This window comes from Micromonospora sp. URMC 106 (genome assembly GCF_051386395.1).
Classification (GTDB): domain Bacteria; phylum Actinomycetota; class Actinomycetes; order Mycobacteriales; family Micromonosporaceae; genus Micromonospora.
In genome coordinates this window covers 17,006-29,184 of record NZ_JBPQTP010000084.1, presented here as the reverse complement: position 1 = coordinate 29,184, position 12,179 = coordinate 17,006, and the positions used below count along the sequence as shown (strand labels likewise).

General features: G+C 73.7%; 11 protein-coding genes. 5 read left to right on the top strand and 6 right to left on the bottom strand.

What is annotated here, in order from left to right:
• Positions 1-502 precede the first annotated feature (502 nt).
• Both ACSNOB_RS23115 and ACSNOB_RS23110 read left to right on the top strand, forming a co-directional pair.
• On the top strand, positions 503-931 hold the full coding sequence (locus ACSNOB_RS23115; RefSeq protein WP_436688536.1) for a protein-tyrosine phosphatase family protein: 429 nt from the start codon (positions 503-505) through the stop codon (positions 929-931).
• A 130-nt stretch (positions 932-1,061) separates the two neighbouring features.
• On the top strand, positions 1,062-1,310 hold the full coding sequence (locus tag ACSNOB_RS23110; protein WP_436688535.1) for a hypothetical protein: 249 nt from the start codon (positions 1,062-1,064) through the stop codon (positions 1,308-1,310).
• A 96-nt stretch (positions 1,311-1,406) separates the two neighbouring features.
• Here the strand turns inward: ACSNOB_RS23110 and ACSNOB_RS23105 are convergent, their stop codons facing one another.
• The 3 genes from ACSNOB_RS23105 to ACSNOB_RS23095 all read right to left on the bottom strand — a co-directional run bounded on the left by ACSNOB_RS23105 (position 1,407) and on the right by ACSNOB_RS23095 (position 5,044).
• Positions 1,407-3,680: an ATP-binding cassette domain-containing protein gene (locus ACSNOB_RS23105; RefSeq protein ID WP_436688534.1), complete on the bottom strand. Its 2,274-nt coding sequence runs from the start codon at positions 3,678-3,680 to the stop codon at positions 1,407-1,409.
• Positions 3,681-3,906: 226 nt separating this feature from the next.
• Positions 3,907-4,092, bottom strand: a complete 186-nt coding sequence (locus ACSNOB_RS23100) for a hypothetical protein (protein WP_436688533.1) — start codon at positions 4,090-4,092, stop codon at positions 3,907-3,909.
• Positions 4,093-4,138: 46 nt separating this feature from the next.
• Positions 4,139-5,044 (bottom strand): NADP-dependent oxidoreductase, encoded by a 906-nt coding sequence (locus ACSNOB_RS23095; protein WP_436688532.1) that lies wholly within the window; start codon positions 5,042-5,044, stop codon positions 4,139-4,141.
• Between the two features lie 445 nt (positions 5,045-5,489).
• Here ACSNOB_RS23095 and ACSNOB_RS23090 point away from each other — a divergent pair, with 445 nt between their 5' ends.
• A complete protein-coding gene (locus ACSNOB_RS23090; protein ID WP_436688531.1) occupies positions 5,490-7,463 on the top strand; it encodes a hypothetical protein in 1,974 nt (657 codons plus the stop codon).
• Between the two features lie 94 nt (positions 7,464-7,557).
• Here the strand turns inward: ACSNOB_RS23090 and ACSNOB_RS23085 are convergent, their stop codons facing one another.
• The 3 genes from ACSNOB_RS23085 to ACSNOB_RS23075 all read right to left on the bottom strand — a co-directional run bounded on the left by ACSNOB_RS23085 (position 7,558) and on the right by ACSNOB_RS23075 (position 9,557).
• Complete coding sequence (locus ACSNOB_RS23085; protein WP_436688530.1) at positions 7,558-8,286, bottom strand: class I SAM-dependent methyltransferase; 729 nt, start codon at positions 8,284-8,286, stop codon at positions 7,558-7,560.
• Positions 8,287-8,445: 159 nt separating this feature from the next.
• Positions 8,446-9,228, bottom strand: a complete 783-nt coding sequence (locus ACSNOB_RS23080) for a YwiC-like family protein (RefSeq protein WP_436688529.1) — start codon at positions 9,226-9,228, stop codon at positions 8,446-8,448.
• The gene (locus ACSNOB_RS23075) at positions 9,225-9,557 is read right to left on the bottom strand and encodes a cupin domain-containing protein (protein WP_436688528.1); all 333 of its coding nucleotides are present in this window, start codon (positions 9,555-9,557) and stop codon (positions 9,225-9,227) included. The genes ACSNOB_RS23080 and ACSNOB_RS23075 overlap by 4 nt, the downstream gene beginning before the upstream one ends.
• A 271-nt stretch (positions 9,558-9,828) precedes the next feature.
• On the opposite strand from ACSNOB_RS23075, the gene ACSNOB_RS23070 reads away from it, so the two are divergent.
• Both ACSNOB_RS23070 and ACSNOB_RS23065 read left to right on the top strand, forming a co-directional pair.
• Positions 9,829-11,085: a D-alanyl-D-alanine carboxypeptidase family protein gene (locus ACSNOB_RS23070; protein ID WP_436688527.1), complete on the top strand. Its 1,257-nt coding sequence runs from the start codon at positions 9,829-9,831 to the stop codon at positions 11,083-11,085.
• Between the two features lie 114 nt (positions 11,086-11,199).
• Positions 11,200-12,030, top strand: coding sequence for a peptidylprolyl isomerase (locus tag ACSNOB_RS23065; protein ID WP_436688526.1), 831 nt, complete (start codon positions 11,200-11,202; stop codon positions 12,028-12,030).
• Positions 12,031-12,179 lie beyond the last annotated feature (149 nt).

Here is a 12,179-nt window from a genome sequence, read left to right as displayed (position 1 = left end):
CGGCGCAGACGGTGCAGGTGTCGGCGTACCCGGACCACTACGCGCAGTGGGAGCAGCAGGCCGCCGACCTCGTCGCCGAGCACTGGAACAGCTGACCCACACAGACATTGCACGCAAGGGGGACCGCCGGCCGGCACCTGTCACGGGTGCCGGCCGGCGGCACATCTCCAGCACGAGCCGCCGGCCGCCCGAGGAAAGAGGGCCGGTGCGGGAACACCGGCGGCTGTCGGCTGGTTCAATGAGGTGTCGGTGTGCCCAGTGTCCCCGGGCCTCACCTGAAATGCCTTCGCGGAATACCGTTCGGCTGGAGCCGCGTCGCGCCACGCGCCGAGAGGCGACCTGCACACCGGCACCCAGCGCCGCCCCCGGACCGACCGGCCCGGGGGCGGCGCTGTCTCGTCGTACTCCTGCCACGGCGACGGTGGGGCACCGTGGATACCGAGTACCGCCAGCCTCGTGCGCGGGGCGGCCCGGGGCACGGGGAGGCGCGCGGGAGGGAAGAATGGTCCGCGTGAGCGTGGAGCGGGAGTGGCGTGATCAGCCGGGTGCGGTCGTACTGCCGAGTGGCGCCGTCGTGCGCGGGCGTCGGATCGCCGACGCGGCGTCGCCCGCCGACTTCGCCCTGTTGCTGGCGCCGGGGCCGGTACCGGCGTGGCCGCACCGGCGGATCCGGTGGCCGGACTTCTGGGTGCCGGTCGACCGGGCCGACGCGGTCGACGCGCTGACCGAGGCGCTGCGTCGCGCCCGGGACGGCGAGCGGGTCGAGGTGGCCTGCAAGGGCGGCACCGGACGCACGGGGACGGCGCTGGCCGGGTTGGCGATCCTCGACGGGATGCCGCCGGAGCGGGCCGTGGACTGGGTGCGCGCCGCCTACCGGCCGCGGGCGGTGGAGACCCCCTGGCAGCGCCGCTGGCTGCGCCGCCTCGCCTGACCCGGCGTGCCCCGCGTCGCGCCCGCGCGTGGGCTGGGGTGGTGGTTGTGGTGCGCGTCATTGACGGGGTTTGCGCAGCTCACGGCGGGTAAGAGGGGCACCTCCGAACTTCGAGGCAGGTATCAGCACCATGGCTCCACCCCGCATCCCCGTCCGCTACCACGGTGTGCACCGCGCGGCCGCGCGCCCGGTCCCGGCGATCGCCCGCACGGTCGCGGCGCTGGCCGTTCTCGTCGTGCTCGCCACGCTCTTCCTCGACGCCCTGCTGATCACCGTCGGGCTGCTCACTCCGGTCGCCGCCTCGGCGTCGCCGCTGCGGCGCTGGCTGAGCCGGCTGGCGGCCCCGTCGGCGCGGGCCGTCCCCGCGTCCGGACGCTGACGGCCGCGAACCCGGTGCCGTCCCGCGCGCCGGGCGCGTGAGGTGCCCTGGTCCCGGCGCGGGCTCGCGGCACCGGGACCGGGGCACGTGGGGCGCTCAGCGGTCGACGTACTCGCGCAGGTGGCGGGCCGTCAGGGTGTCGCCGTGGGCCACCAGGTCGGCCGGGGTGCCGGTGAACACGATCCGGCCGCCGTCGTGCCCCGCACCGGGCCCGAGGTCGATCAGCCAGTCGGCGTGCGCCATGACCGCCTGGTGGTGCTCGATGACGATGACGGTGTTGCCGGCGTCCACGAGCCGGTCCAGCAGCGCGAGCAGTTGGTCCACGTCGGCCAGGTGCAGGCCCGTGGTCGGCTCGTCCAGTACGTAGGTGCTCGCACTGTCGGCCATGTGGATGGCCAGCTTGAGCCGCTGGCGTTCGCCGCCGGAGAGGGTGTTGAGCGGCTGCCCGAGGGTGAGGTAGCTCAGCCCGACGTCGAGCAGCCGGTCGAGGATGACCCGGGCCTGGCCGGTGGGGAAGAAGTCCCGGGCCTCGGTGGCGGACATCGCGAGCACCTCGCTGATGTTCTTCCCGCGTAGCTGGTAGGTGAGCACCTTCGGGGTGAAGCGCCGGCCCTCGCAGTCCTCGCAGACCGAGGCGACGCCGGCCATCATGGCCAGGTCGGTGTAGACCAGCCCGATGCCCTTGCAGGTCTGGCAGGCGCCCTCGGAATTGGCGCTGAACAACGCCGCCTTGACCCCGTTGGCCTTGGCGAACGCGGTGCGGATCGGGTCCAGCAGGCCGGTGTAGGTGGCCGGGTTGCTGCGCCGGGAACCCCGGATCGGGGACTGGTCGACGACCACCACGCCGTCGCGGCGGTGCAGCGAGCCGTGGATCAGCGAGCTCTTGCCGGAGCCGGCCACGCCGGTGACCACCGTCAGTACCCCGAGGGGGATGTCGACGCTGACATCGCGCAGGTTGTGCAGGTCGGCGTGGCGGATCGACAGGTGGCCGGACGGGTGGCGTACCTGTTCGCGCAGGCGGACCCGGTGGTCGAGGTGGCGGCCGGTGAGGGTGTCCGAGCGGCGCAGGCCGGCGACGTCGCCGGTGTAGCAGATCCGGCCGCCGGCGGTGCCCGCTCCGGGGCCGAGGTCGACCACGTGGTCGGCGATCGCGATCGTCTCCGGCTTGTGCTCGACGACCAGCACCGTGTTGCCCTTGTCGCGCAGGCGCAGCAGCAGGTCGTTCATCCGGGCGATGTCGTGCGGGTGCAGGCCCACGGTCGGCTCGTCGAAGACGTACGTGACGTCGGAGAGGCTGGAGCCGAGGTGCCGGACCATCTTCACCCGCTGCGCCTCTCCGCCGGAGAGGGTGGCGGACTCGCGGTCGAGGCTCAGGTAGCCCAGGCCGATCTCGACCAGCGATTCGAGCAGGTCGCGCAGGTTGCCGATGAGCGGGGCGACCGACGGGTCGTCGATCGCGCGGACGAAGTCGGCCAGGTCGCTGATCTGCATGGCGGAGCACTCGGCGATGTTGCGGCCGGCGATCCGGGAGGACAGCGCCGCCTCGTTGAGCCGCGCGCCCCCGCAGGCGGGGCAGGTGGTGAACGTGACCGCCCGGTCGACGAACGCGCGGATGTGCGGCTGCATCGACTCGCGGTCCTTGGCCAGGTAGAGCCGGCGTACCTTGACCGCGAGGCCCTCGTACGTCCAGTTGTTGCCGCCCACCTTGATCTTGGTGGCGGGCTTGTGGAGGAAGTCCTCCCACTGCTGCGGCGTGTAGTCCTGGAGCTTGACGTCCGGGTCGAACAGGCCCGAGTTGACGATGGTCTGCCAGTACCACGAGTCGACGGCGAAGTTGGGCACCGTGATCGCGCCGTCGTTGAGGGAGCGTTCGACGTCGACCATCTCGTTGACGTCGAGGTCGGAGGTCCGGCCGAGTCCCTCACAGGTCGGGCACATGCCCTCGGCCAGGTTGAAGCTGAACGCGCCGGCCCCGCCGACGTGCGGGGTGCCGAGCCGGCTGAACACGATCCGCAGCATCGCGTACGCGTCGGTGGCGGTGCCGACGGTGGAACGGGAGTTGGCGCCCATCCGCTCCTGGTCGACCACGATGGCCGGGGTCAGGTTGCGCAGCGAGTCGACGTCGGGCCGGCTCAGGCTCGGCATGAACGACTGGAGGAAGGCGCTGTAGGTCTCGTTGATCAGGCGCTGTGACTCGGCGGCGATGGTCCCGAAGACCAGCGAGGACTTCCCCGACCCGGAGACCCCGGTGAAGACGGTCAGCCGGCGTTTGGGGATGTCGACGGAGACGGCGGCGAGGTTGTTCTCCCGCGCTCCGCGTACCTCGATCATGTCGTGACTGTCGGCGGCGGAGCGTGCTGGCTGCTGCATGCGAACCCTTCGAAGGTCGGGGGCGGGTCGTCCCGCCGGACTGCTGCCACCGGGTCACCCATCCTTCCGTACACCATACGGTACGCCGTACGGCGAACGGGAGCAGGGAGGTGCCCGGGGCGGGCGGCCGGATCCCTCTGGCCGCCTTCAATCGTCTCATTGAACTGCCCGTAGAGCGTTTCGCCGCCACTCGTGCGGAGGAGCTCGCCGAGAGACAGGCAAAGTCTCAAATCCCGTCCAGGGTGGTCGAACTCCGGAGGTCCTTCTGGGGTTGATCACGCTGCCTGGGCGGCGGAGGACTCTTCCTGGTGGTGTGGACCATCGCGGCGTAACGGGCGTACAGGTCGAGCACGCGCTGGGCCTTGGGGCGGAACTGCGGGTCGGTGATGAAGATCCAGTCCGGGGTGAGCACCTCGCCCTGGACCTCCGGCCATGGGTGCGCCGGAGGAGCAGAAGTCTCAGAAGGTCACGGTGATCTTCCCTGCCAGGTTGCCTTGGAGGAAGCGTTCGTGTGCGGCCTGGATCTCGTGCAGGCCGAAGGTGGAGTGCACACGCAGGTGCAAAGAGCCGCGGTCGACGAGCTTGGTGAGCTCGTTCAGTCCCGCGCCATCCTCCCGCACCTGGTTGACGGTGGTACGGACGCCGCGTGAGGACAGGTCGGGGGCCGGCCCGGCTTGGGTGGCGATCGACGCATACCGGCCGCCGTCAGCCACAGCCTCGGTTACGAAAGCCCCGAAGGTGTCGAAGACCGCGTCATAGCTGCGCTCCTGAAGATCGCGGCTGTCGGTGGTGACGAGGCCCGCGCCGTGGCCATGGGCGAACGCGACCTGCGCGTCCCTGGAGACCAGAGCGTCGACTTCGACGCCGCGTGCGCGAGCGATCTGCAGTGCCAGCCCTCCAACTGCACCTGCGGCACCGGCGACCAGCAGCCGCTCCCCAGCAGACACCGCAAGCCAGTCCAGCGTCTGCAGGGCCGTCAGCCCGGCAAGCGGCAGGGTGGCTGCCTCGACCAGGCTGACCGCCTCTGGCGCGGCGGCTACCGCCTGCGCCGGAAGCGCGACCAGATCGGCCCAGGTTCCCCGGCCGGAGCTGAGCTGGTGCGACATCGCGATGACGCGTTTCCCGGCGCGCAGACCGCTGCTGCCGCCGTCGACCACGATGCCTGCCAGGTCCCATCCAAGCGTCATCGGCAGCGGCGGTGTTCCCTCGCCGATGGCGCCCTCCCGCGTCTTGTCGTCGACCGGATTGATGCTGGTCGCGACTGTCCGGATCACCACCTCCTCAGGACCTGGTTCAGGCTGGGGAGCCTCGACGAGACTGAGAACGTCGGGTGTGCCGAAGCGATCGATCTGGATGGCACGCACGGGAGAGCCCTTCACACGACTGCTGCTGACGGGATGGTGTAACACCTTCAGCGATCACGGGATTCCCACGCACGCAACCCGTTCCACAGTCGACCCCTTAAGAACTCACGAGGCTGACCACTGAGCATTGGCCGTCGTGCCGGTCGCCACCGGTTTGTCGACGAGGGTGGTGGTGGGCCTCGGCGTGATGCCCGTCGGCGGCCGGCGAACGCGCCGCCGACGGGCGGTCGTGGTCGAGCGGGTGTCGCGGCCGGGTGCGTGGCCGCCGGTGTCCGGCCGGGCGCGCCGTCGAGGTGGGCGCTCCCGCACAGATAAGGGCCGCGACCGTAAATCTCGCCAGGCGAGGCCAAGGCGCGTCGATTCCCTTGTGTTATCCCTTCGCGTGGTTGACCATCGATGGGTCGGGATTTACGGTGATGACCGTAAATCGCAGAAGGGATTGCCTATGCCTCTCCAGCAGCGTCGCCGCCTGGCGTCGGTCGCCATCCTGGCCACCCTGGTCGCCACCGCAGCCGTGCCGGGTGCGCCTGCCGTGGCCGCCGCGCCGACCGAGACCCTCGTCGGCGTGCCGCACCACAACCTGGCGATCTACGGGGCGACCTTCGGCTCCACGCCGGCCGGCGACTACGCGTACGCCGTGGCGCGCGGGACCACAGGGGTGCTCAACGTCATCGACACCCGGACCGCGACCGTGGTGCGGGCCCTGCCGCTGCCCGGCGCCGGCGGGTCGTGGGGCGGAACCGTCACCCCCGACGGCACCGCCTACATCGGCGCCGACAGCAAGTTGTTCCGTTACCGACCCGGCGCCGACCACGTGGAGGACCTGGGCTCGCCGGCGCCGGGGGAGACCACGACGTGGCGCCTGGCGAACGACGGGGAGCGGGTCTTCGTCGGCACCTTCCCCACCGGCAAGGTCTACTCGTTCCACCACCGCACCGGCGCCGTGCGCGACTACGGCCAGATCTGGCCGGGCGAGCAGTACGTGCGCAGCATCGGCGTCGCCAACGGCAAGGTCTACGCGGGCCTGGGCACGGTGGCCCGGCTCGTCGAGGTCGACATCGAATCCGGCGAGCGACGCGAGATCCCGCTGCCCGAGCAGTATCGCGCCGAGCAGTTCGTCTACGACCTCGACGTACACCAGCACACGCTCTTCGCCCGGCTCGCCAACAGCAACCGGGTGCTGGTGCACGACCTGAAGGCCGGCCGGTGGATCGCCGAACTCGGTACCGCCGCCGGCCTGAACTTCTCCCCGCCGGACGCGAAGAAGAACGTCTACTTCGGCTCGTCGGCCGGCCACCTGATGGCCTACAACCTGGACACCGGGACGCTCACCCCGACCGGCTTCACCGGGTTCGGCACCGCCCGCGGATTCGGCTGGGCGCACCTGGCCGACGCGGAGTGGCCCGGCAGGACGCTCGTCACGATCAGCCTGAGCGGCAACCTGTCCTACTACAACCCGCAGACCGGCGCCAAGAAGGTCGTCTCCGCCGGGGTCAAGGGGCTCCCCGCCCAGTTGCAGACGATCGAGGCCGGCCCGGACGGCAGGATCTGGTCCAGCGCCTACCCGAGCGGCGGGATCACCTCCTACGACCCCGTGACCGGTGCCTTCAGCGAGAACCCCGGGGCGCTGGGCCAGGCCGAGGGGCTGCTCTCGTACCGGGGCATGATCTACGCCGGCGTGTACCCGGGGGCGAACCTGTTCGAGCTCGATCCGGCCAGGCCCGTCGTACGCGGCAGCAACCCGCGGCAGTTCGGGTCGCTCGGCACCGACCACCAGGACCGGCCGTTCGCCGTCACCGGGGTCGGCGACCGCGTCGCCTTCGGCACGATCCCCGAGTACGGCCAGCTCGGCGGCGCGCTGGCCCTCGTCGACCCCGCCACCGGGGCGAAGGAGGTGTACCGCGACGTCGTGCCCGAGCAGAGCGTCACCGCCCTGGCCACCGTCGGGAACCTGGTGCTCGGCGGCACCGGGATCTGGGGTGGACTCGGCGTCGCCCCGACGCGGACGGAGGCGAAGCTCTTCCTCTGGGACCCGGCGACCCGGACGAAGGTCTGGGAGGGCACCGCGATCCCCGGCGCCAAGGCGATCACCAGGCTGATCGTGGCGCCGGACGGCCGGATCTGGGGATCGACGGTCGGCACCCTCTTCGAGTTCGACCCGGTGAGCCGGACCGTGGTCGGCACGGTGGAGGTGGAGCCGTTCGACTGGAACGTCAGTCACGTCTGGCGCAGCGACCACCTGGCGGTCGCGCCGGACGGCGCGGTGTGCGGCAACTTCCGTACCACGGTAGCCTGTGTGGACCCCGACACCCTGTCGGTGCAGAAGCTGGCCACCGGGATCAGCGACGTCTGGACCATGGACGCGGCCGGCGTCATGTACTACGCCCGAGGCGGTGAGCTGTACCGGCTCACGCGGTGAGTCGGTGGCCGGGCGGGCAGGCTGCTGCGGCTGCGCGCCTCGGGGGCGCTGCACGACCACCCGCGCCACCGCGACCCGACTCTGCCGGGCTGACTCAGCGCAGCACCAGCAGGTCGAGGTGGTCGACGACCGGGCCGCTCGCCGCGTCGGCCGCGGCCCGGAGCCGGGCCAGGCCGTCGGCGTACTCCTCGTCGGTGATCAACTGGAGCGGGGTGTGGGCCCGGCGGTCGAGGCGCTCCGCGAGCTCCGCCAGCGAGGCGGCGGTGGTCTGGGCGACCGGCTCGACGCTGCTCACGGGGAACCCGGCCGCCGCGAACGCCGAACGCACCCGCGCCAGGTCGGGGTAGCGCCGCAGCACCCGGACGGCCTCGGGAAACCAGTGGAACAGGGCGATCCGGTGGTGTCGGCCGGGGAACGGCGAGCGGATCAGCACCGGTGCGCCCGGGCGCAGCACCCGCCGCAGCTCGCGGGCCGCCGCGTCCAGGTCGGGCACGTGGTGGATCATCGTGGACAGCCAGGCGGCGTCCATCGTCGAGTCGCGCAGCGGCAGCGCGGCCGCGTCCCCGGCGAGCAACGGCCGGTGGGCGGCGTGGGAACGCATCGCCGCGGCGGGCTCCACCGCCACCACCCGCACGCCGAACCAGTCGGTGAAGGCGCCAGCCCATGCCCCCGTGCCGGCGCCGAGGTCGAGCACGGTCGTGCCGGCCCGCCGGCGCAGGTGCTGTCCGACCGCGTGCCGCCACCGGTCCAGCCCGCTGCGCGGCAGTTCCCGGCTGGCCGCGAAGGCGGCCGCGTCGGTGTCGTCGTAGGAGATCAGTGCCACGGCCATCACCTCGCCACCGTCGCCGGGACGTCCGGGCGATCGTGATCCGGTTCTAGTCGGTGGGGCCGCCGCAGGCAACGGCTTGTGAGCCAACCGACGCGGCGGGCCCGCGGCCGACCGGGACGCGGGCTGCGCGACCGACGCGCGCCGGGCGGCCGGTCACCGCACGAGCGCCGCCAGCACCAGCAGGGTGCACGCCGTCTCGACCAGCCCCACCCGCTTCGGCGTGAGCCGGTGTCCGGGCAGCAGGGCGGCCCGGGCCAGCAGCACCGCGAAGACCACGGCGACCGGCGCCGGCGCCCAGAGCGCGGCGGCGAGCACGGCGACGGCGTGGTACGCCCACGACGCCCACCGGTAGGCCGCGCTGTCCCGCTCGCGGATCATCGTCTTGACGTACAGGACCGTGCCGACCAGGTAGCCGAGCGCCACCACCGTCACCGCGGCGACCCGGGCCGGCGGCACCTCGGCCACCGTGGCGACGGCGAACCCCAGCAGCCCGCACTGCCCCACGAAGGCGAGGTCGTTGACGAGCGCCCGGTCCCGGCGCCGGCGCGCGTAGCCGGCGTTGACGGCGGCCAGGACGCCGTAGAGCGGCGCGTACGCCAGGACCGCCGGCCGGGCGGCCAGCACGGGCACGGCGCACAGCACGGCGGCGACGCCGTACGCGGTCAGCTGCGGGCGTACCCGGCGGAGCCGGCGGGTCTTGACCGCCTGGAGCAGGAAGTACGACAGCGGGTAGGCCGCGAGCGCCGCCCCGAGCAGGGGCACGTGCAGCGGGCGCGGGCCGGTGACGGTCACCGCCGCCAGGACGGGCAGCAGCAGCATCGCCCAGGCGCCGTGCTGCGGCGGCACCCAGCCGGGTGATCGGCGCCCGGCCCGGGTGCGGGCGCTGGGGGGCACGGGCCGCCCGTCCGCGCTGCGGTGTGCCGGGACGGTGGTCACGGCCGCGGGGTCACGGTGAGCAGGACGGCGGCGTCCGTCACGGCGTGCAGCGCGTGTCGCCGCGGCGGAATCACCACGAGGTCGCCGGGGCGGCCCTCCCACGACTCGTCGCCGGCCACCAGGCGCACCTGTCCCTGGAGCACCTGCAGAGTCGCCTCGCCCGGGCTGTCGTGCTCGTCGAGGCAGCGGCCACCCCGGAGGGCGAGCAGGGTCTGCCGCAGCCGGCGGTCCCGGCCGCCGTGCAGGTTGCGGGCGCTGCGTCCGCTGTCGGCCTGCCGGGCGGCGGCGAGTTGCTCGTCGGCGAGGCGGGTCAGCGAGAGGGCTTCCATGGGGGCGTCCTTCCGGGCCGGGGATCGCGCCGGTGTGCGGGGCGGGGCCGTCGGTGCGGCGGTGCCGTCGCGCAAACCGGAAGATCCTTTACCGCTTTCGGTTGCCAGCCTCCGCGCCGGGCCCGCCCGACGGCAGGGCCGATGGTCCCGGAACGTGGGTGGCCCGCGTCGCACCGCGCCGGCAGATCCATCCGTCCGCCGCCGTCACGCCGGCCGCCGGAGCATCGGCAAGCCGCCCCGCACGTCGGATCCTGCCGGTTAGGGTGCGGGCATGAAGGTTCGGCTGCTGGCGGCCACGGCGACCGCCGTCATCCTCGCCGCCGGCGTGCCCGCCCCCGTGGCGGCTGCCCCGACCGGGCGTACCGCCGTCGCGACGGCGTCCGCCGCGGTGCCGCCGACGCCGTGCCCGCGGGCGCCCGCCCCGAAGGTGTCTCGCCCGCCGCGCCCGTCGCCGCCGCCGGCCGTGCCCGGGGAGCGGGCCGTGGGCGGACCGGCGCTGGCCACCGCCGGCCTGGTCGTTCCCGCCGCGGCGCCGCGACCGCCGGCGGTCACCGCGACCTCGTGGCTGGTCGCCGACCTGGACACCGGTCAGGTGCTGGGCGGCTGCGGCCCGCACGAGCACGCCACCCCGGCCAGCGTGCAGAAGCTGCTCCTGGCGGCCACCATGCTGCCCCGGCTCGATCCGGCGCAGGTCGTCACCGTCACCGACGGCGACATGGACATCGAGCCGGGCTCCTCCGCCGTCGGGCTGGTCGCCGGCGGCCGCTACCGCATCGAGACGGTCTGGCTCGGGCTGCTGCTGCAGTCCGGCAACGAGGCGGCCAACGTGCTGGCCCGCCTCGGCGGCGGCCCGGACGGGATGGCGGGCGGCGTGCGGGCGATGAACGAGGAGGCGCACCGGCTCGGCGCGCTGCAGACCCACGCGGTGACCCCGTCCGGCCTCGACGGGAAGGGGCAGTTCACCAGCGCGTACGACCTGGCGCTGATCGCCCGGGCCTGCTTCGCCGATCCCACCTTCCGCCGGTACGCGCTGACCGAGACCCACCGCATCCCCGCCCAGCCGGCGCAGCGGACCAAGGGCTTCGAGATCCAGAACGAGAACCAGCTCATCTACCGCTACCCCGGGGCGCTCGGCGGCAAGACCGGCTTCACCGACCTCGCCCGGCACACCTACGTCGGGGCGGCCGAGCGGGGCGGCCGCCGGCTGGTGGTGACGCTGCTGGGCGCCGAGCCGCAGCCCGCGCGCGGCTGGGAGCAGGGTGCCGCGCTGCTCGACTGGGGCTTCTCGCTGCCCCGGAACTCCGCCGTCGGTCGACTGGTCGAGCCGGGGGAGCTGATCGCCTCGGCGGCCGCCACGCCGCCCGCGCTCGCCGCGACCGGCGACCCGCGCCCGGCGGCGGCCAGCGGGCCGCTCGAGGACGGACTGGTGCGACGGTGGCCCGCGGCCGTGCTCGCGGCGGCCGTACTCGGGCTGGCGACGCTCGCGCTGCTCTGGCGGCGTCGGTCGGGGCGGCGCCGGACGCCCTGACGCGGCCGGCGGCCCGCGCGCTGCCGGGTGTGCCGCGTGCGGGACGGATCGACAACCGGCGACCAGCTCCATAGACTCCGGTCTTTCTGGTGCCACACGTCCAGGAGGACCCACGTGTCGAGCGATCCCCGACCGCACCCCGTCACACCGTCGAGCGCGTCACCCCGCCGACCGGCCCGCACGCTGACCCGCCTCGCCGGGGTGGCCCTGGTGGCGGGCGCGCTGGTGACCGGCGGCGGTGCCGCGGCGGTGGCCGCGCCCGCCGTCTCCCCGGTCGAGGCGCCGACCGGCTCGGCGGCGCACCCGCGGGTCACCCCCGGGCCCTGCGCCTACACCCAGACGCCCGAGGAGCCGGCCGCCCGGCCGGTTCCGCTGCCGCCCGACCCGAGGCGTACGCCCGACCGGGGCACGGTGCGGGTGACGCTGCGGACCAGCCAGGGGCCGATCGGGCTGACCCTCGACCGCGAGGCCGCGCCGTGCACCGTGCAGAGCTTCCTGCACCTGGTGCGGCACCGCTTCTACGACCGGACCTCCTGCCACCGGCTCACCGCGTACCCGACCCTGAAGGTGCTCCAGTGCGGCGACCCGTCCGGCACCGGCTCGGGTGGCCCGGGTTACCGTTACCTCGACGAGTTGCCCACCGACCTGCCGCCGGCCCCCACCGACCCGACGGGCGTGCGCCGGCTCTACGCCCGCGGCACCCTCGCCATGGCCAACGCGGGCCCGGACACGAACGGCAGCCAGTTCTTCCTGGTCCAGTCCGACTCGGCGCTGCGCCCCAACTACACGGTCTTCGGCTCGATCGACGCCGCCGGCCTGGCCACCCTCGACCGGATCGCCGCCGGTGGCATCGCCCCCACGGCCGAGAACCCGGCGCCGGTCGACGGCGCGCCCGCCCTGCCGGTGGACATCCAACGGGCGGTTCGGCACCACCACCGCCACTGACCGTTCGCGCCGTCCCCGTGCGAGCGGGCGGGGACGGCGCGGGCACCGGGTTCCCCCGGCGCCGCCCGGCCGGGTCGGCCGCGCGCCGGGGCGCCGGGGCGCGTGCTGTCGCCGGCCGCGCGCCGAAACTTTCGGGCCGCTTACCGGGA